We start from the raw sequence: 20,221 nt of genomic DNA, 5'->3' as shown, positions 1-20,221 counted from the left end.
GGTGAGCGTGCAGGTCAGGGAGGTGTAGGGGCAACCCGTCCGGAGTCGTCGGAGGAGAGTGCCCCGGCGCCCGGGTTCGCCCCGGCGGTCTGGTGCGCGGGCCGCAGCAGAACGACTGCGGCGAGCAGCAGCGCCATCCCGACCAGGCCGGCCAGGCTCACCCTCTCGTCGAGCACCAGCACCGAGAGCACGGTCGCGGTCACCGGCTCGAGCAGGGCCAGGACCGCGGCCGTCGTGGCAGGGACCAGGGGCAGGCCCGAGTAGTAGGCCAGGTACGCACACGCGGTGGGCAGCGCCGCGAGGTAGACCAGCCAGCCCCCCGCGGCCGCGCCCGTACCGGCCAACGCGAAACCGGCCACGAGCGCCGGTGGCACGAGCAGCAGCCCGGCGAGCGTGAACGAGGAGCCGATCAGTGCGGCCGGCGGCAGCCCGCGCACCAGCGTCCGGTTGAGCAGGGTGGTCGCCGCGAACGAGGCTCCCGAGACGAGTGCGAGCCCGGCGCCCAGCGCGGCGGCGCGTCCGTCGCCCCCGGTCGGCGTCCCGGTCAGGAGCGCGAGCCCGACGAGCGCGCACACGAGCGCGAGCAGGGTCGCGCGCGGGGGCATCCGCCGGGTGGCGCACGCGGTCACCACGGCCACGACGACCGGTGCGCTGCCGAGTGCCACCACGGTCGACAAGGCGACGCCGGCCAGGTCGACCGCCACGAAGTAGGCACCCTGGTAGATCCCAGCGAGCACCCCGGTGGCCGCAACCCGCGCGGCGACGGCGCGGTTCCACGGCAGCGTCCGCAGCGCGCCCGTCGCGGCAGCCACGGCGAGCATCACCAGACCGCCGCCGAGCAGCCGCAGCGAGGCGATGGCCGGCCAGGACAGGTCGGTGGTCCGCGCGACTAGGGCCCCGGCGAGCCCCCCGGTTCCCCACACGACCCCGGCGAGCGCGACGAGCGTGAAGCCCCGGGATCGCGAGGTCCCGGGGACGGTCCGGACGACGGACGAGTTCTGCATGGTCGACTCTCCCGCCGCGACGGTAGCCGCACGGTGTTTCGCCGCGGTGAACGCGGTGACATCGACGGCAGAGAGGCCTTGTCAATCGGTCGAATCCGAGGCCTCGCCCCGGTCGCGGGTGACCATGACCGTCGTTAGGCTCCGCGTGTCCGCAGGTGGAGCCCGACCCATTCTGGAGTGATCGTGAACCTCATGGAGATAACGACGACCGATGCGACGGTTGACGGTGGTGGTGCCGTCGTCTGGCTGGTGGTGATGCTCGTCTGGGCTGTCCTCATCCTGATTGCCGGATGGAAGCTCTACGTGAAGGCCGGAGAGTCCGGCTGGGTCGCGATCGTCCCGGTACTCAATACCTTCGGGCTGCTGAAGATCGTGAAGCGGCCGCTGTGGTGGTTTCTGATGCTGCTGATTCCGATCGTCAATGTCGTGGTCCTCGTGATCGTCCTCAGCGACCTGTCCAAGGCATTCGGTCGAGGGGTGGGCATGACGCTCCTCCTGCTGTTCCTGACCCCCATCGGCTATCTCGTCCTGGGGTTCGGTCAGGCGCAGTACCAGCTGCAGAAGGAGCCGCTGTTCGCCTGACGGCCGGGCTCAGTCCCGACCGACGACGCCCGCGTCGATCTGCTCGCCGAGGGAGGTGGTCACCACCACCGGGATTCCGTCCGGAAGCGTGCCGGTCAACGACGCCAGGAGGTCGTCGACCGGCGGGATCTCGCCGGGGGTCTGGACGTCGACGTGCACGGCCGAGGAGACGAACGTGACGTCGGTGATCGAGGCCCCCGGCACCGCGGCGACCCAGCTCTGCGCGATCGTCTGCACCCGTGCCGTGAGCACCGTGACCAGGTAGCTGAAGGCCGAGTTCGTCGCCAGCGGCACGGCGACGAGGGCCAGCAGCAGGCCGACGGTCAGCGAGGCGCGACGACGAGGGCGCCCCTCCGCCGCCGCGCCCTCGTCGCCGTACCCGAGCGCGGCGAAGATCAGGGTGCCGGCGAGCACCAGAGCCAGCAGGTTGGAAGCGAACAGGAGCGCTGCCCCGTAGGCCAAGGTCGGCGAACCTGCGCCGAGGCAGACGCCGACGACGGCCAGGGGCGGCACGAGCGAGATCGAGATCGCGACACCGGGAAGAACCGCGGCGACGTCCTTGCGCGACAGCGCGACGGCCCCGGCGAAACCGGTCGCGATGGCCGCGGCGAGGTCGAGCAGCCCGGGTGAGGTCCGTCCCGCGATCTGGCTGTTGGCGAGCAGGTCGATGTCGCCGGGGACGAGAGCCGAGAAGCCGATGCCGATGCCGACGGCGAGCAGGGAACCGGCCAGGACGAACCCGGAGGCGCGCAGACCGGTGCGCCGTTCGCCCTGGGCGAGCCCGAGGGCTGTTCCCATGATCGGCGTCGACAGCGGCGCGATGATCATGGCTCCGATGACCGTGGCCGTGGAGTCCGCCAGCACGCCCGCGGTCGCGATGATCGACGAGAGCGCGAGCATCACCCAGAACGCACTGCGCTTCGAGGCGCTGTCGCCCTCGGTCAGGTCGAGGTCGCTGTGCAGCTCGGCGATCGTGCGGCGCTGGGATGCGGGGAGCAGCCAGGTTCGCAGACTGGGACGGCGCCGCGCGCGTGAGGTCATGGGTTGCTCCCGGCGATGAAGTCGCGGATCCGCTCGTACCGAGCGGTGTAGGCGCCGCTGCCGTACCGGGCCGTCGAGCGTGCGGCCTTGTGCTCGCCGTACCACCGGCGGGCCCAGAAGGACTGAGGCTCGGCCAGGCGCAGCGCACCGACCAGGGCGATGAAGGGTAGGGCGACCCCTATCAGGCCGGTGGCCAGCTTGCCCTTCAGCAGGCAGATCACCGCCGCCACGAGGTGGAGGGCGATCGTGGCGACGTACAGCCCTGTCCCGGTCTCTGCCTGTCGGTCGACGCCGACCGGTGACGCCTGCAGGAGCAGGACGACACCGATGGCCGTCGCGACGAGGATCGCGTCGATCGACTTGCGGCCCTCGGCAGACCAGTAGACGTCCTCCAGGTGCAGCCAGAGTGCGAACTCGTCGAGCGCGAGCGCGGCACCGGCCCCGAAGAACACCGCAAGGATCTCGGACCCCGGTGAGTCCGGGGAGTACCGGAACTCGAGCAGACCGGTCAGCAGCACGAGGAGGATGCCCCACACCTGGTGGTGCACATGAACACCGCCGATGTGGATGTCGCGCAGCACCCGCCGGCCGGCCTGGCCCTCGTCGGGCGCGGGCGCGGGCGTCGAAGGAGTCGGATCGCCCGACCGCAGACTTCGTGCGCGGATCCGACGGGTCACCGACCGGGTGACCACGAAGGTGAGGAGGAAGCCGAGGAGCGCGAAGAGCGCGGGTGCGCGACCGGTGGCGACGACCACGCTGTGATACCAGTTCACCGGCCAGTCGCCTCCGGCTGAGGCCGAGTCGGACGCGATGGGGAGCGCATCACGTTCTCCCAGGTCATGGTCGCGGGCTCGGCGGGCACCGGCCTCGGTCGTCGACGATAGTGGCGGGTGTCGAGGACCGCGCGCCCAGGCCGCCCGGCCACGAACGGACCAGGGGGAGCGCAGATGGACGAGCAGCCGACTGCCACCGGCCCGCTCAGGGTGCTGGGGCGTGTGCCGTTCACCACCGCCGTGCTGGCGACGATGGTCGTCGCCGGCTTCCTCACCCGTGCGCTGTGGGCACCGCTGCACGACTCACCGCTGTGGGACGACCTCGCCTACGGCCTTCCGGCGTTCGAGGCTGGCCAGTGGTGGACCGTGGTGACCGGCTCCGCGCTGGCCGCCTCGCCGTGGCAGTACCTGCCGGTGATCGGCGGCTTCGCCCTGCTCGTCGGTTACACCGAGTGGCGGATGGGGAGCTCGCGGGCCGCGGTCGTCACGGTCGCGGGCCAGGCGCTCGGCGTGGTGCTCTCGGCTGTGATGCTCTCGGCGCTGTCCCGTACCGGGTGGGCGTGGGCCGTCGAGACCGCACGGCTGCGCGACGTCGGCTTCAGCGCGGGCGCGATCGCCGCCCTCACCGCGAGCGCCGCGGCCCTGCGGCCCCCGTGGCGGGCACGCGTCTGGCTGGTCACCGCCGTCTACGTCCTGACCTCGGCCGCCCTCCTCGGCACCCTCGCGGACCTGGAGCACATCGTCGGCCTGCTGGTCGGTCTGGCACTCGGCCCGTGGCTCACCGGCAGACCGGCCGCCCTGCGTCTACGTCGCACCACGCGGCGCGAGATGCGCCTGCTCGCCTCGGGCTTCTTCGTCGCGTCCGCAGCGGTCGTCCTGCTGACCGCCGCGACGGCGCCGACCGACGGGCCGCTCGGACCGTTCGGTGGGGCGTCATGGGCGGGGGCGGGGTTCTCGGCGACGATCGACCTGGTGATCGCGGCCGGGCTGCACCGGGGCCGGCGGGTCTGGTGGCGGATCGCGATCGCGCTCACCTCGCTCAGCGCGGCGCTGGCGCTGCTGCTGGTGCTCGCCGGCGTCGGCCCGGGCGGCGAGACCGGTCTGCCGCGCGAGGTGCTCACGCTGCTGCTGGACCTGGGGGCGCTCGCGCTGCTGGGGTGGGGTCGGGCGGCGTTCCGCAACGTCGGACGCGGCGACCCGCTGCTCGGCGGGCGGACCGGCTCGGACGTGGACCGGGCCCGTGCGCGCGAGCTGCTCGTCAGGCTTGGGTGCCCGAACCGGATCTCCTGGATGACGACGTGGCCCGAGAGCTCGCGCTGGCAGGTGCCCGACGTGCCCGGCTACGTCGCCTACCAGGTGCATGCGCGCGGTGCCCTGGCCCTCGGCGACCCCGTCGCGGCGACGGTGCAGGAGCGCCGCCACCTGATCGAGACGTTCATGGACGCCGCGACCGAGGCGGGGCTGACCCCCGGGTTCTTCTCGGCGACCACCGAGGTCGCCGCGCTTGCCGGTGAGCGCGGCTGGCTCGCCGTCCAGGTTGCGGAGGAGGCCGTGATCGACCTGCCGGCGCTCAGCCTGCGCGGCAAGCAGTGGCAGTCCGTGCGCACGGCGCTGAACCAGGCGAGCAAGGTGGGCATCGAGCACCGGCTGGTCCGGCTGGCCGACGAGCCGGTGGGTGTGCAGGCGCAGGTGCGGGCCATCTCCGACGCCTGGGTGGTCGAGGGAGGCCTACCCGAGATGGGCTTCACACTCGGTGGTGTCGACGAGGCCCTCGACCGGGACGTGCGGGTCGGCCTGGCGGTCGACGCGAACGGCCATGTGCACGGTGTGACCAGCTGGCTGCCGATCCACCGTGACGGGCGGTGCGTCGGGTGGACACTCGACCTCATGCGCCGGGCGGAGGACTCCTTCCGGCCGACGATGGAGTTCCTGATCGCCTCGGCTTGCCTGGAGTTCCAGGAGGAGGGCTACGCGGAGGCGTCGCTGTCCGGGGCGCCCCTGGCCGGCGAGCACGCCGACGACGTGCCGCCCACCGCGGTCGACCTCGTGCTCGAGCGCATGTCGGTGCTGCTCGAGCCGCTGTACGGCTTTCGGTCGTTGCACCAGTTCAAGCAGAAGTTCCGGCCGCGTCCCGACCCGCTGTACCTGGTGGTGCGCGACGAGGCAGCGCTGCCCGCCGTCGGCCTGGCGCTCGGACGCGCGTACCTCCCGGATGCGACCCCCGGTGACCTGGTCGGCGCGGTCCGTCAGGTGCGTTCGGGTTCGGCGGGCTGACGTCGGCCGCCGTCAGCCCGCCGGCCGCCGCCCTCGGGGTCACCCCCAGCGGTGACCCCGAGGGCGGCGCACACCGCACCGAGCACGGCAGGCCAGGCCGTCGAGGTCGGGTCGATGACCTCGAAGTGCCCGGTGCCCGCCAGCTCGACGAGGTCGACGCCCGGGCGCGCGGCGGCGTAGTCACGGGCCGTCCCGACAGGTACCGCCTCGTCCTGCGCGCCGTGGACGAGGACGGTCCGGCACGAGGGTGCCCCGAGCAGGGTGGGGTCGCCGGCGGCATAGCGCCCGGGAACGCTGCCGGGGTCGCCGCCCATGAGCCGCTCCACGGAGTCGCCGTCCGGACCGGTGCGCTGCAACGAGCTGAGCGCGACGACGCCGGCCAGCGGCACGACCCCCGCGACCGGTAACGGCGCGGCCCGGTGGCCCGGGGCGCCCGCCGGGACCAGGTGCCGCACGGTCGCCCAGAGCGCGAGGTGCCCGCCCGCCGAGTGCCCGACGAGCACGACCGCCTCCGGGTCGACCTGCGCCAGCCCGGCGGACCCGATCAGGTCGGGCACCGTGTCGGTCGCCAGCGCGACGTCCTCGAACGTCTGCGGCCATCCGCCGGCCCCGCCGACGCGTCGGTACTCGGTGTTGGCGACGACCACGCCGGTTGCCGCCAGGGCCGCCGCGAGCGGGCGGATGTGCACGCGGTCGTGCGGTTCGCGCCACACCCCGCCGTGCAGCAGCACGACGAGGGGGAGCGGGCCGGTCGCGCCTTCGGGCACGGTCACCTCGGTGACCTGGTCCGGGTGGGTCCCGTAGGCGATCGTGGTCCAAGGGCTGGCGGGTGCGGTCGCGATGGTCACGCGGACGAGGCTAGTAGCCGCCGCCGACAGTCGCGGGGCCGTGACCTGCGACGACGTCCCGGACCGTCAGAGGTCGCCCGGGCCGGGGTTCGCGTTCACCGTGCTCGCGTCCTCGTCGACGAGCGGACGCCACTGGATGCGCGCCGTGGCTCCCGGGCTCCCGTCCGGCTTCGCAGGACCGGCCCTGCGACTGTCGGCGGCCGAGGTGGTGTGCTCGCCCAGGCCGACGACGAGCTCGGCGACGAGCGTGGCCACGCCGAGCACGGCGATCGGGAGCGCCGCCACGAGGCTGACGAGCACCGCACCGAGCAGGCCGCCGACCGCGCGCGGCACGAGCCGTCGCGGCCCGAACTCGTCCGCGGCGGGGACCAGGGCGCCGGGCGCTGCGAGGACGGGCACCCGCTCCTGCTCGACGGCACCCGCGAGCGTCAGGACCAGCACGCCCACCGCACCGACCGCGATCGCGACCAGCGCGGGCACCCAGCCCGGCCCGGCGACGAGCAGGGCGATCGCCCCGACCACGAGCAGAGCGAACGGCGCGAGGACCGGCGGCCGCCCGAAGACCCGGACCGCCGCCCACATGAGCCACCGGCGCAGGGGCCCCGAACCGCTCGCGCGCAGCGTGCGGCGGAACTGGTCGTCCGCCTCCCGTCGGGCCCGGCGCCGGTACGGCGCAGGCTGGTCCGGCAGCTGTGCGGCCCAGCACAGCCGGTCGTGCAGGAGAGCGGGCAGGGTCTGCCGGCCGTAGCTGGCGATCACGCCCCACAGGAACGGGGGCACCGAGGCGAGGTCCGTCTCCATGCCGCGCGGCACCAGGTGCTGCACGGTCCCGGCCGACCACGCCGGGCTCTGCGGCGTGCCCACGTCGGCGGGGAGCTCGGTGTAGCCGAACTCACGGATGACCTCGAAGAGCACCTTCCAGCGGCGCGTCACGGGCAGCTGGCGCAGGTCGACCGTGGTGATCTGCCGCCAGAGCGAGGCGTCCGCCGGGTCCGGTCCGATGAACGGCACGTGCGTCCCCTCTCGCCGCGCAACCCGTCGTCCTGACGCTAGCCCCGGTGCCGCGACCCCACCATCGCCCGGCTCTACCCCCGGTCGCCGGTGCGGGTGCGGCGCGCAGGCGTCGCCGCGAGGCTGACGATCCCGGCGAGACCGAAGCCGGCGGCGAGACCGCCCCAGGCGACGACCGCCGCGGTCAGCACCGAGCCGATCGAGGTCGTCCCGTTCGCCGCCATCGCGTAGAGGGCCGCGACCTTGCCTCGGTGCTCGGCCGGGGTCGCCGTGACGACGCGGACCTGCACCACCGTGGTGTAGACGAGCCGGGCGGCGCCCAGCAGCACGAGCACGGCCAGCAGGGCGGGGAATGACCGGCCCGTGGGGATGACGAGCAGCGCCGCCGTGCCGAGGGTCGCAGTAGCGACGGTCCGTCCCGTGGCGGCGTGCGCCTTCGCCGTCGCGAGCAGCAGGCCGCCTGCCAGGGCGCCCACGCCGAGCGCGGCGTTCGCCGCACCGAGCACGCGCGGGTCGTTCTCGTACCAGGCGTCCACCGCGAGCGGCACGAGCGTCGAGAAGTTCAGCACGATGAGCGAGACGACCGTGAACACGAGCAGATCGTGCGCGAGCTCGGGTCGGCTGCGCACGTACCGGGCGCCGTCGAGCAGCCGGCCACGTGGTCGGCTCGCGTCGAACCGCTCGATCTTGCGCAGCGGGACGACGGCGAGCGCGGCCAGCGCCGCGCTCACGGCCCCGGCGGCGAGGGCCGTGGAGGCGCCGCCGAGGACGATGAGGGAGGCGGAGGCCGCAGGCCCGAGCACCCGGCACAGCGACCCGTTCATGCCGGCCAGGCCCATCAGGCGTGTGCGGTCCTGGTCGGCGACGAGAGATCCGAGCAGAACCTGGATCGCCGAGAAGACGACGACCGATGTCGCGGTCATCAGCGCGGCCAGGACCGCGATGCCGAGCACGTGCCCCCACGAGGATCCGAGGCAGAGCACCCCGGCGCCACCGATCGATGCGGTGCTCGTGGCGGTCGTCCACCGGAGCATGGTCGTGGGCCTGAGCCGGTCGGCCCAGGCCCCCGCGACGGGTGCCAGGACGAGCCCGGGCAGGAACTGGAACGACTGGACCACGGCGAGTGCGCGGATTCCGCCGGCGCTCTGCAGGGCGTACCAGGGGAGGGTCGACATCGCGATCCACAGGCCGAGCTGGCTGAGGAACCCGAAGAGCAGGTACCAGGCCTGCGGACGGGTCACGCCTCGGCGCCCGGTCGGCCCGGCCTCGGTGCCCGTCGTCGCACTGCGTTCGGTCATCAGGACGACGGCCCGGACGGGCGCAGGACGAGGGTCATGCGGCGAGAGTAGGGCTCGCCGGGTCGCCATGGGCGGGGTTCGTGCAGGTCAGGGGCGTGCGGCTGTCGAGCCTGGAGCGAGATCAGGGCAGCCGGGCGGGCCCCGTGCTGGCCCGGATGATCAGCTCGGTGGGGACGACGACGTGGTGCCCGGCGAGCGAGGTGTGCTCGCGGATCTGCTGGAGGAGCAGGGCGACGAGCTCGGAGCCGATGGCCCGGAAGTCCTGGCGGACGGTGGTCAGCGGGGGCCACAGGTACTCGGCGAGCGGGATGTCGTCGAAGCCGACGACGGACACGTCCTCGGGGATGCGGCGGCCCTGCTCGTGCAGGGCGCGCATGAGGCCGGCGGCCATCTCGTCGTTGGCGCAGAGCACGGCGGTGACCTCGGGGTCCTCGGCGAGGCGTCGGCCGAGCTGGTAGCCGGACAGCGAGGTCCAGTCGCCGTGCAGCACCTCGGGGACGGTGCGGCCGGCGGCGCGCAGGCGGGTGCGCCAGGCGTCGACGCGGGTCTGGGCGGGGGTGGAGTCGGCGGGGCCGGCGAGGTGGTGCACGGTGCGATGGCCGAGGTCGAGCAGGTGCTGCACGGCCTGCGAGGCGCCTTCGGTCTGGTCGGTGCCGACGGCCGGGTGGTGGCCGACGAACCGGGAGTCGGAGACGACGACGGGCAGCCGGGGCGGCAGCGCGAGGGTGGTGGGGGTGGCGGCCTCGGCGCGGATGATGACCAGGCCGTCGATGGCCTGGTGGTCGAGGCGTTTGACGGCGGCGGTGACGTCGGTCGACGAGGGCGTCTGCACGTCGATGAGGCTCACGGTGTAGCCCTCGAGCCGGGCGGCCTCGACGACGGCCTCGACGGTGCGCGACTCCCCGGTGCGGGCGAGCCGGTGCGCGATGACCCCGATCGCCCCGAACGAGCCGGAGCGCAGCGCGCGGGCGGCGTGGTTGGGGGAGTAGCCGAGCTGCTCCATGGCGTCCAGGACGCGTTGGCGGGTGTCGGGGCGGACGTTCTCGGCGCCGGTGGAGACCCGGGAGACGGTCTGCTGGGACACGCCGGCCAGGCGGGCGACGTCACCGATCGACGGACCCGGTCTGCTCCGACCGCCGGTCCGGGCGGGTGTGCCCGCGGTGCCCTGCGCCATGGCGACACGATAGCAGTGGTGACGTCACCATCTGGTCGGTCGTCGGTCGGGTGCCTGGTCGCGCTCCCAGATGGTGACGTCACCAAACCGTGATCATCAGGGAGGTCGCACGGGCTTGACACGTCCTGGCTCCCGATGGAAACGTGCACGGAAGTCGCCCATGGTGACGTCAACATCGCATCAGACACGAGGGAGTGTTCAGTGACGCAAGCGGTCGCACCCCCAGCGATCAGCGTGCCCGTCCGCCGCGTCCGGGCGCGATCGTGGTCCGGCTGGGCGTTCGTCGGCCCCTTCATGGCCGTGTTCGCCCTCGTCTTCCTCGCGCCGATCGTGTACTCGATCTACCTCAGCCTGTTCCGCAAGCAGCTCGTCGGCGGCAACTCGTTCGTCGGCATCGAGAACTACCAGCGGGCGCTCGAGGACGCGCAGTTCTGGTCCGCGCTCGGCCGCGTCGCCGTGTTCCTCGTGGTGCAGGTGCCGATCATGCTCGGCATCGCCCTCCTGGTCGCCCTCGCGATCGACAGCGGACGGCTCTACGGGCGCAACTTCTTCCGCATCTCGATCTTCCTGCCGTACGCGGTGCCCGCGGTCGTGGCCAGCCTCATGTGGGGCTTCATGTACGGCACGCGCTTCGGGCTGGTCGGCAACATCAACGACGCGTTCGGCGTCTCGATCCCGAACCCGCTCTCGCCCGACCTCGTGCTCGCCGCGATCGGCAACATCGTGACCTGGGAGTTCGTCGGCTACAACATGCTGATCTTCTACTCGGCGCTGCGCGTCATCCCGACCTCGCTCTACGAGGCCGCGCAGATCGACGGCGCCGGCCAGTGGCGGGTCATCCGGGCCATCAAGCTGCCCGCCATCCGTGGGGCGCTCGTCATCGCGACGATCTTCTCGATCATCGGCAGCTTCCAGCTGTTCAACGAGCCGAGCATCCTGCAGAACCTCGCACCGAACGCCATCACGACGTACTTCACGCCCAACCTGTACGCCTACTCGCTGTCGTTCTCGGGCCAGCAGTACAACTACTCGGCGACGATCGCGATCATCATGGGCGTCATCACGATGATCGTGGCCTACGTCGTCCAGCTGCGCGGCATGCGCAAGGAGGCGTGACCGCGATGACGACCCTCACCCCCGACGCCCACGCCGCGGCACCGACCGCCGGTGCGGGGCGAACCGGCCGGCCCGCCCGTCCCGTCCGTCTGCGCCGGGCCTACAGCGTGGACCGCCCGCGGCGCAGCATCACGCTCACCGTGCTCACCGCGATCGTGCTGGTCTACAGCCTCATCCCGCTCGTGTGGCTGCTCATCAACGCCTCCAAGACGCAGGCCGACCTGTTCTCCTCGTTCGGCCTGTGGTTCGGCGACGACTTCGCGCTCGGCTCGAACATCGTCGACACGCTGACCTACGACGACGGCATCTTCGTCCGCTGGCTCGGCAACACGCTGCTGTACGTGGTCGTCGGTGCCGGTGGCGCGACAGCGCTCGCCGTCCTCGGCGGGTACGGCCTGGCGAAGTTCCAGTTCCCGGGCAAGAAGGCCGTCTTCGCGACGGTCATCGGCGCGGTCGCCGTGCCGGGCACGGCCCTCGCGGTGCCGACGTTCCTCATGTTCAGCCAGATGGGCCTGACGAACACCCCGTGGGCCGTCATCATCCCCTCGCTCATCTCGCCGTTCGGGCTCTACCTCATGTGGACGTTCGCCGCCGAGGCGATCCCCACCGAGCTCATGGAGGCCGCCCGCGTCGACGGCGCGTCCGAGGCGCGCACGTTCGCGCAGATCAGCCTGCCGCTGCTCGCCCCGGGCATCGTCACCGTGCTGCTGTTCACGATGGTCGCGACCTGGAACAACTACTTCCTGCCGCTGATCATGCTCAAGGACCCCGACTGGTACCCGCTGACCCTGGGCCTGAACGCGTGGAACGCGCAGGCAGCCACGGCCGGCGGTCAGGCGATCTTCAACCTCGTCATCACCGGTGCGGTCCTGACGATCCTGCCGCTCGTCGTCGCGTTCCTCTTCCTGCAGCGCTACTGGCAGTCCGGCCTCGCCGCCGGGTCCGTCAAGGAGTGAGGGCAGCCACCCCGTGCAGCGCCGACCCCTGCCCGATGTTCACGTCACCATCCCGAGCCGGCACCTGAACCAGAACCACCAGCATCCCCGTCGTTCCCTGACAACGAAGTGAGAGGAAACCCCATGACGACCACCTTCCGTCGCACGCTCCTGCGAGGCACCGCCCTCGCCGGGGCCCTGGCGCTCGCGCTCACCGCGTGCAGCTCCGGCGACTCCGGCTCCGACGACGCGAGCTCCGCCGCACCCGACAGCGGCTCGCTCACCGTCTGGGCCTGGGACAACACCGTCCAGCCCATCGCCGACGCCTACACGGCCGAGCACCCCGACGTGACGATCGAGGTCGTCAACGCCGGCACCGGCAACGACCAGTACACCGCGCTGCAGAACGCCATCGCCGCCGGCTCCGGCGTGCCCGACGTCGCGCAGATCGAGTACTACGCGCTGCCGCAGTTCGCCATCGCCGGCTCGCTCGCCGACCTCACCGAGTTCGGCGCCGACTCCCTCGACGGCACGTTCTCCCCCGGACCGTGGAACGCGGTCCACCAGGGCGACGCCATCTACGGCCTGCCCGCCGACTCCGGCCCGATGGCGCTCTTCTACAACGAGAGCGTCTTCACGAAGTACGGCATCGCCATCCCCACCACGTGGGACGAGTACCTCGCGGCAGCCCGTGCGATCCACGCGGCCGACCCGAACGCCTACATCACCAACGACACCGGCGACGCCGGCTTCACCACGTCGATGATCTGGCAGGCCGGCGGCAACCCCTTCACGGTCGACGGCACCGACGTCGGCATCGACCTCGCCGACGAGGGCTCGACGAAGTTCGCCGAGCTGTGGCAGCAGCTCATCGACGAGGACCTCCTCGCGCCCATCAGCTCGTGGAGCGACGAGTGGTACCAGGGCCTGGGCGACGGCACCATCGCCACCCTGACCATCGGCGCGTGGATGCCCGGCAACCTCGAGTCCGGCGTGCCGGACGCCGCGGGTGACTGGCGCGTCGCGCAGATGCCGCAGTGGGAGGCCGGGGCCAGCGACACCGCCGAGAACGGCGGCAGCTCCCTCGCCGTGACCGAGGCCAGCGAGCAGAAGGCGCTCGCGTACGACTTCCTCGAGTACCTCTCCGCCGGTGGCGGCGTGCAGATCCGCATCGACGGCGGCGGCTTCCCGGCCACCACGGCCGACCTGGAGTCGGAGGAGTTCCTCAACAAGGAGTTCGACTACTTCGGCGGCCAGAAGGTCAACGAGGTGCTCTCGCAGTCGGCGGCCGACGTCGTGACCGGGTGGCAGTACCTGCCGTTCCAGGTCTACGCGAACAGCATCTTCAACGACACGGTCGGCCAGGCCTACGTCTCGGGCACCACGCTCGTCGACGGTCTCGCCGCCTGGCAGCAGCAGTCGATCGACTACGGCAACGAGCAGGGCTTCACGGTCAAGTGACCTGCCTGACCTGATCCCTCGGCGGTGGTGGGGAGCCGAACCCCACCACCGCCGAGGCGGCCGGACCGGGACCACCCGGACCACGCGGGTCCACCCGCGGCCACGCGCACCAGCACCAGCCCAGCACGCGCCCCCGGCGCGCCCGGCACCCGGACGAGGAGCCCTGACCGAACCATGCCCACCTTCGAGATCGGCGAGCACGACTTCCTGCTCGACGGTGAGCCGTACCAGGTGCTCTCCGGTGCCCTCCACTACTTCCGGGTCCACCCCGACCTGTGGGCCGACCGCATCCGGTCCGCCCGCCTCATGGGCCTGAACACCATCGAGACGTACGTCGCCTGGAACGTGCACGCCCCGCAGCGCGGCGTGTTCGACACCACCGGCGGCCGCGACCTGGGCCGGTTCCTCGACCTGGTCGCCGCCGAGGGCCTGCACGCGATCGTGCGCCCCGGCCCCTACATCTGCGCCGAATGGGACAACGGCGGGTTCCCCGCCTGGTTGTTCAGCACCCCCGGCGTCGGCGTGCGCCGGAACGAGCCCGTGTACATGGCGGCCGTCGGCGAGTACCTGCAGCAGGTGCTGCCGATCGTCGCCGAGCGCCAGGTCACGCGCGGCGGGCCGGTGATCGCCGTGCAGGTCGAGAACGAGTACGGCGCGTACGGCGACGACAAGGACTACCTGCGCGCCCTGGTCGGCATCACGCGCGGCGCCGGCATCGACGTGCCGCTGCTCAGCTGCGACCAGGCCGACGACGCGATGCTCAAGCGCGGCGGGCTGCCCGAGCTGCACCGCACCGCCACGTTCGGCTCCCGCTCCGCCGAGCGCCTCGAGGTGCTGCGCCGGCACCAGCCGACCGGGCCGCTGATGTGCATGGAGTTCTGGGACGGCTGGTTCGACCACTGGGGCGCGCACCACCACACCACCGACCCGGCGGCCTCCGCGCACGACCTCGACGAGCTGCTCGCGAGCGGCGCGTCGGTCAACGTCTACATGTTCCACGGCGGCACGAACGCCGGGTTCACCAACGGCGCGAACGACAAGGGCGTCTACCAGCCGACCGTCACGTCGTACGACTACGACGCCCCGCTCGCCGAGGACGGCACCCGCACCGCCAAGTACGACGCGTTCCGTGAGGTGCTCGGCCGGTACACGCCGCTGCCCGAGCAGACCGCGCCGACCCGGACCCCGTCACCGACGTTCACGCTGCTGCAGGGCCGACGGACCGTGAGCCTGTGGGACGCGCTCGACCGCGGGACCGGCTGGGTCGACTCCCACGATCTGCCCACGCACGACGCGATCGGTGTGCTCGGCGGGTTCGTGCTGCACCGCACGCAGGTCGACCTGCCCGAGCCGACCGTCCTGGCGTTCACCGAGGTCCGCGACCGCGCGCAGGTGTTCCTCGACGGCCGCCCCGTGGGCGTCATCGACCGCTCCGAGCACGGGACGAGCCTGACCCTGCCCGGCGTCGGACACGCTCGGCTCGACGTGCTCGTCGAGGACCAGGGGCGGGTCAACTACGGGCCGCGGATCGGTGAGCCCAAGGGCCTGATCGGCCCCGCGCTGCTCGGCGGCCTGCCGCTGACCGGCTGGCAGGTGCTGCCCGTGCCGCTCGACGCGCTCGTGGCCGACCCCGCGGTGTTCGCGGACGCGCCCGTGACGACCGGCCCGGTGCCGGGGCCCTCGCTGAGCCTCTGGGAGTCCGACCTGCCCGCGGGGCACGACCTGTTCGTGTCGACGCGCGGGTGGGGCAAGGGCGTCGTGTGGGTCAACGGCACCTCGCTCGGCCGGTACTGGAGCAAGGGGCCGCAGACCACCCTCTACGTGCCCGCCCCGGCCGTGGCGGGTGCGCACGACCGGGTCGTCGTCCTCGAGCTGCTGGCGGCGCCCGACGGCACCCTGCCGTTCGTCGAGGGACCCGAGCTGGGGCACACCGAGCACTGACCCGCACGAACGACCAGCAGGACCAGCACGACCGGGGACCGGACGCACGGACGCGGACGGGCACGGGCCAGGGACGGCGTCATCCGACCATTCCTTGCACCGAGAGAGAGCCGATGACAACGACGTCACGGCGCAGGGCGGGGGCGGGCGTCACGGCGCTCGCTCTGGCCACCTGCGCCTTCACCGCTGTGCCGACCGTGGCGTCCGCGACGCCGACCACCGCCGCCGCGGCCACCGCCGCCGCCGCAGCCATCCCCTCGGTCACCGTGACCCCGAACCCGTGGGCGGCCTCCGAGCCGTTCGAGGGCTGGGGCACGAGCCTGGTGTGGTTCGCCAACGCGACCGGCGACTACCCGGCCGAGCTGCGGCAGGAGCTGTACGACCTGCTGTTCAGCGAGGAGGGCCTCGACCTGAACATCGCCCGGTACAACATCGGCGGCGGCAACGCCTCCGACGTCGTGGACTACCTGCGGCCCGGCGGCGCGGTCGAGGGCTGGTGGAAGGCCGACACCACCGGTGAGCTGTACGGCGCGACGACGAGCTACGCCGACCGCGCGGCCGTCCTGGCCGCCTGGGACGCCGACGACCCCGCGGACTACGACCTGACCGCCGACGCCACCCAGCGCTGGTGGGTCCAGCAGCTGGCGGCCGACGGCCAGATCACGCACTGGGAGACGTTCGCCAACTCGGCCCCGTACTTCATGACCGAGTCCGGCTACGTCTCCGGCGGCACGAACAGCAGCGCCGAGCAGCTCAAGCCGGAGGCCGTCGACGACTTCGCCGCGTACCTCACGCACGTCACCGAGGCGCTCGAGGACGAGTACGGGATCGACGTCGACACCATCGACCCGCTCAACGAGCCGAACACCAGCTACTGGGGCACGACCCTGACCAACGGTGTGCCGACGGGCGGACGCCAGGAGGGCATGCACGTGGGCCCGGCCCGGCAGGCCGACCTCATCGACGCCCTCGCCGCGCAGCTCGGCGACCCGGCGACGACCACCGACGCCGTCGTCTCCGCGATGGACGAGACGAACCCCGGCACGTTCGTCACCAACTGGAACGGCTACGACCAGGCCACGCGCGACGCGATCGACCAGCTCAACGTGCACACGTACGGCACGGGCAGCCGGGTCACGGTCCGCGACATCGCCAAGACGGCCGACAAGGCCCTGTGGATGAGCGAGGTCGAGGGTTCGTGGGTCTCCGGCTGGAACCCGTCGAGCATCACCAACGGTCTGGGCCTGGCCGGCCGCATCACGGACGACCTGCGCGAGCTCGAGTCGCAGGCGTGGGTGTTCTGGCAGCCCGTCGAGGACCGCTACAACATGGAGGCCACGGGCGAGAACACCAACTGGGGCTCGGTGTTCGTCGACCTGGACTGCCAGTACTACGACGAGGCCGGCACGCAGGTGTTCAAGTCGGCGCGGCGGGTGGCCGCGGCGGGCGGGGACAGCACGCAGGTCCCGGAGTGCTCGATCGTGACGAACACGAAGTACGACACGACCCGCAACTTCACGCACTTCATCCGTCCCGGTGACCGCATCGTGCCGACGACGAGCACGAACGCCACGGCCGCGGTCTCGGCGGACGGCACGGCGACCACGGTCGTCTACACGAACACCGGCAGCACGGACCTGTCCGTCACGGTCGACCTGTCCCGCTACGGCCAGATCGCCGCGGGTGCCACCGCGACCCCGTACGTGACGACCCAGTCGCCGGCCGACGCCCCCGGGCAGAACGCCCTCGTGGCCGGGACCCCGGTCGCGGTCGACGCCGCTGCGCGCACCGTCACCCTGACGCTGCCCGCCCGGTCCGTGTCCTCGATCGTCGTCGACGGCGTCTCCGGTGTGGCCGACTCCGCGGCGCTGCTGCCCGACGGCGGCACGGTGCAGCTGGTCGGCGTGCAGAGCAGCAAGGCGCTCACCGCGACCTCCGGCACCGCCGCGACGACCCTGACGACGCCCGGCACCACCGCCGCGGCGGCCTCCGCCCAGGTGTGGACCGTGCACGAGGTGCCCGGAACCGGCGCCACCCGGGAGTCGACGCGACGAGTCGTGCTCACCGACCAGCAGGGCAGGGTGCTCGGGGCCACGTCGGCCGGCACCGACCTGCGCAGCGTGGGCGTCGAGGCGGCAGCCGCCGACCCGGCGACGCGCTGGGTCCTCAGCACGACCGACGGCAGCACGTTCGCCCTGGTCAACCAGGGTCTGGGCACCGCGCTCGACGTCGGTGGCCAGTCGACCGCCGAGAACGCGACCGTCGGGGTCTACACCTCCAACGGTGGCACCAACCAGCTGTGGCGGGCCCGCAGCACGCAGGCCACCGGCAGCCGACCGGTCACGCTCGCGACCGTCGTCGGCGTGGTGCCGACCCTGCCGTCGACCGTCGTGCCGACCTACGTCTGGGGCACCGGCGTGCCGGCCCCGGTGACGTGGCAGCTTCCCGGCGAGGATCAGTGGGCCACGACCGGTCAGGTCGTCGTGCACGGCACGGCGACCGACGTCTACGGCGGCACGGTCGAGGCCGTCGCCACGGTCGACGTCGGCGGCTACACGCTGACCGACCCGGTGTCCGTGACCACGTTCGCCGGGGCGTCCCTCGCCTCGGTGCAGGCCGTCGCACCCACCACGGTCCCGGCCCGCGTAGGCGCCTCGTCGGCCACGTTCGCCGCACCTGTCACGTGGGACTTCTCCGCGCTGACCGACGCGGACCTGACCGGCGTCGGCACCGTCGCGGTGCCCGGCACCGCGACCTCGAACGACCCGTCCGCCGCACCGCTGCCGGCCACGCTCACGGTGATCCTCACCGCGCGCAGCACCAGCAACATCGCCACGCTGCCCACCACGACGGCCTCGGCCACCTTCACCGAGAGCTCGGCCTACTCCGTGGACCGCACCCGCAACGGTGACCGCACCGACAAGGGCTGGTCCAACTGGAAGGGCTCGAACAAGAACGCCTCCGACACCCTCACCTACACGTTCGGCGGCGCCCGCCAGCTGAGCGAGGCGACGATCTGGTTCTACAAGGACGGGTCCTCGACCAGCTGGGCGCAGTCGCTGCAGGCGCAGGTCCAGGACGCCACCGGCACCTGGGTCGCCGTCCCCGGCTACGAGACGGCCGTGCCGGTGACCTCACCGGCGAACGGCTCGGCCCCCGTGGTCACGGTGCCTCTCGGCGGCGTGGACGCGACGGCCGTGCGGTTCGTGCTCAACGCGTACGCGAACACGCACCTGATCGTCTCCGAGGTGGAGGTCCAGGCCTCCGGTCCCGCCGCGTCCTCGGTCGCCTCGCTCGGGGCGCTACGCCTCGACGGGACGAGCGTGCCCGGCTTCGACCCGACCGTCTCGGACTACACCGTGGACGTCGACGGGACCGCGTTCCCGACGCTCGCCGCGGTGCCCACCGACGACGACGCCACCGTCCGACTCACCCAGCCGACCGCCGCGAACGGCGGCATCGGCACGGTCCGGGTGACCGCGGCCGACGGCACGACGACCACGACCACCACGGTCACCGTCGTCCGGCACGCCACGGTCGACACCGTCGAGGTGCTCGGCACCGCGAAGGTCGGGCAGACCGTCACCACCCAGGTCACCACCGACCCCGCCGACGCGGCCGTCGCGTTGACGTGGCTGGTCGACGGCCAGGCGATCGACGGGGCCACGGGCAGCACGCTCGTGGTGCCGGCCTCCGCCGGCGGCAAGGCCCTCACAGTCCGCGCCGTCGCGTCCGCCGAGGGTCTGGTCGACGGCACGGGGGAGTCCGCGCCGGTGACCGTGCAGCCTCTGTCCTCGGACGCCCGGTTGGCGACGCTCACGCTGAACGGCACGACCGTCACCGGCTTCGACCCGGCCACCACCGGCTACACCGTGCGCAGCGCCGGCTCGGCCTGGCCGACCCTGGCCGCCACGACCGCCGACCCCACCGCCACAGTCCGCCTCGTGCAGCCCGCGGACGGCCGGGGCACCGGGACGGTCACGGTCACCGCGGAGGACGGCAGCACGCTCGTCTACCGGGTCCTCGTGCAGCGGCAGGTCGCCGTCACCGCGGTGACCCTGCACGGCAGCGGACAGGTCGGCACGCGGGTCACCGCGGTCGTCGGCTCCGACCCCGGTCGCGCGCAGCTCAGCTACAGCTGGGCGGTCGACGGGCGGGCCGTCCGCGGCGCGAACCAGGCCACCTACGTGCCGCGCCCCGCCGACGCGGGCAGGGCGCTCACGGTCACCGTGACCGCCGCGGCCCGCGGCTACGTCACCTCTGAGGCACGCACCTCGTCCGCCGTGGTCGTCACCGCCCACCGCGGCGGGTGCCCGTGGGTGTGGCGCTGACGGCGGGCCGCTGACCGGATGAGCCGGGGGCCGCCGCGGATGGAACCGCGGCGGCCCCCGACGCACCTCTCTTGCTGTTGCGTGAGTGCGCAAGAGGGCTCGCGCCGCGGCCGCTATTTCGTATACGTTATTTCGGTGAGTGACGAACGGGTCGTCTACGGAACCATCCATGGCGCTGAGGTTGACGACGCCCAGGTGCGCACCTGGGCAGAGGAGGCCGAGGCCGGCTACGACCTGCCTGCACTGCGGCGGCGGCGGCGCGGGCGTCCGGCCCTGGGTGACGGGCCCGGCCGGGCTGTGACGGTGCGCCTGGACGAGGGCACGCTCGCAGCTCTGAACGCGCGCGCCCAGGCCGAGGGGTTCACCAGTCAGTCCGAGGCAATCCGTGCGGCAGTGCGCGCCTGGTCGCACGTCGCGTGAGGCTGCACCCCT

General features: G+C 72.6%; 15 protein-coding genes. 8 read left to right on the top strand and 7 right to left on the bottom strand.

Going from position 1 to position 20,221, the window contains the following annotated elements:
* Positions 1-14: 14 nt before the first annotated feature.
* Positions 15-1,004 carry a DMT family transporter gene (locus BKA22_RS05800; RefSeq protein WP_146952594.1) on the bottom strand — a complete coding sequence of 330 codons (990 nt, stop codon included), beginning with the start codon at positions 1,002-1,004 and terminating at the stop codon, positions 15-17.
* 192 nt (positions 1,005-1,196) lie between these two features.
* On the opposite strand from BKA22_RS05800, the gene BKA22_RS05795 reads away from it, so the two are divergent.
* Positions 1,197-1,586 (top strand): DUF5684 domain-containing protein, encoded by a 390-nt coding sequence (locus BKA22_RS05795; RefSeq protein ID WP_223203542.1) that lies wholly within the window; start codon positions 1,197-1,199, stop codon positions 1,584-1,586.
* A gap of 9 nt (positions 1,587-1,595) precedes the next feature.
* Here the strand turns inward: BKA22_RS05795 and BKA22_RS05790 are convergent, their stop codons facing one another.
* Both BKA22_RS05790 and BKA22_RS05785 read right to left on the bottom strand, forming a co-directional pair.
* Positions 1,596-2,627, bottom strand: a complete 1,032-nt coding sequence (locus BKA22_RS05790) for a DUF389 domain-containing protein (RefSeq protein ID WP_146952593.1) — start codon at positions 2,625-2,627, stop codon at positions 1,596-1,598.
* On the bottom strand, positions 2,624-3,400 hold the full coding sequence (locus BKA22_RS05785) for a hypothetical protein (RefSeq protein WP_146952592.1): 777 nt from the start codon (positions 3,398-3,400) through the stop codon (positions 2,624-2,626). Before BKA22_RS05785 ends, BKA22_RS05790 begins: the two co-directional genes overlap by 4 nt.
* A 174-nt stretch (positions 3,401-3,574) precedes the next feature.
* On the opposite strand from BKA22_RS05785, the gene BKA22_RS05780 reads away from it, so the two are divergent.
* Positions 3,575-5,674, top strand: a complete 2,100-nt coding sequence (locus BKA22_RS05780; protein ID WP_146952591.1) for a bifunctional lysylphosphatidylglycerol flippase/synthetase MprF — start codon at positions 3,575-3,577, stop codon at positions 5,672-5,674.
* Here the strand turns inward: BKA22_RS05780 and BKA22_RS05775 are convergent.
* The 4 genes from BKA22_RS05775 to BKA22_RS05760 form a co-directional block, all read right to left on the bottom strand.
* Positions 5,647-6,522 (bottom strand): alpha/beta hydrolase family protein, encoded by an 876-nt coding sequence (locus BKA22_RS05775; protein ID WP_146952590.1) that lies wholly within the window; start codon positions 6,520-6,522, stop codon positions 5,647-5,649. The genes BKA22_RS05780 and BKA22_RS05775 overlap by 28 nt on opposite strands.
* A gap of 66 nt (positions 6,523-6,588) precedes the next feature.
* The gene (locus BKA22_RS05770) at positions 6,589-7,533 is read right to left on the bottom strand and encodes a DUF1353 domain-containing protein (RefSeq protein WP_218866540.1); all 945 of its coding nucleotides are present in this window, start codon (positions 7,531-7,533) and stop codon (positions 6,589-6,591) included.
* A 74-nt stretch (positions 7,534-7,607) separates the two neighbouring features.
* Positions 7,608-8,831, bottom strand: a complete 1,224-nt coding sequence (locus tag BKA22_RS05765; RefSeq protein ID WP_179561654.1) for an MFS transporter — start codon at positions 8,829-8,831, stop codon at positions 7,608-7,610.
* A 121-nt stretch (positions 8,832-8,952) separates the two neighbouring features.
* Complete coding sequence (locus BKA22_RS05760) at positions 8,953-10,005, bottom strand: LacI family DNA-binding transcriptional regulator (RefSeq protein WP_146952588.1); 1,053 nt, start codon at positions 10,003-10,005, stop codon at positions 8,953-8,955.
* 135 nt (positions 10,006-10,140) lie between these two features.
* On the opposite strand from BKA22_RS05760, the gene BKA22_RS05755 reads away from it, so the two are divergent.
* From BKA22_RS05755 to BKA22_RS20100, 6 genes are all read left to right on the top strand, one after another.
* Positions 10,141-11,121: a carbohydrate ABC transporter permease gene (locus BKA22_RS05755; RefSeq protein ID WP_146952587.1), complete on the top strand. Its 981-nt coding sequence runs from the start codon at positions 10,141-10,143 to the stop codon at positions 11,119-11,121.
* A gap of 5 nt (positions 11,122-11,126) precedes the next feature.
* Positions 11,127-12,077: a carbohydrate ABC transporter permease gene (locus tag BKA22_RS05750; RefSeq protein WP_146952586.1), complete on the top strand. Its 951-nt coding sequence runs from the start codon at positions 11,127-11,129 to the stop codon at positions 12,075-12,077.
* Between the two features lie 123 nt (positions 12,078-12,200).
* Positions 12,201-13,517: an ABC transporter substrate-binding protein gene (locus BKA22_RS05745; RefSeq protein ID WP_146952585.1), complete on the top strand. Its 1,317-nt coding sequence runs from the start codon at positions 12,201-12,203 to the stop codon at positions 13,515-13,517.
* A gap of 174 nt (positions 13,518-13,691) precedes the next feature.
* On the top strand, positions 13,692-15,458 hold the full coding sequence (locus BKA22_RS05740) for a glycoside hydrolase family 35 protein (RefSeq protein ID WP_146952584.1): 1,767 nt from the start codon (positions 13,692-13,694) through the stop codon (positions 15,456-15,458).
* A gap of 113 nt (positions 15,459-15,571) precedes the next feature.
* Entirely contained in the window at positions 15,572-19,789 is a 4,218-nt protein-coding gene (locus BKA22_RS05735) for an RICIN domain-containing protein (protein WP_179561653.1), read from the top strand.
* Positions 19,790-19,924: 135 nt separating this feature from the next.
* Complete coding sequence (locus BKA22_RS20100; protein ID WP_223203533.1) at positions 19,925-20,209, top strand: ribbon-helix-helix domain-containing protein; 285 nt, start codon at positions 19,925-19,927, stop codon at positions 20,207-20,209.
* Positions 20,210-20,221 lie beyond the last annotated feature (12 nt).

It is taken from the genome of Cellulomonas soli (genome assembly GCF_013409305.1).
Lineage (GTDB): Bacteria > Actinomycetota > Actinomycetes > Actinomycetales > Cellulomonadaceae > Cellulomonas > Cellulomonas soli.
This window is presented reverse-complemented; position numbering and strand designations above follow the sequence as displayed.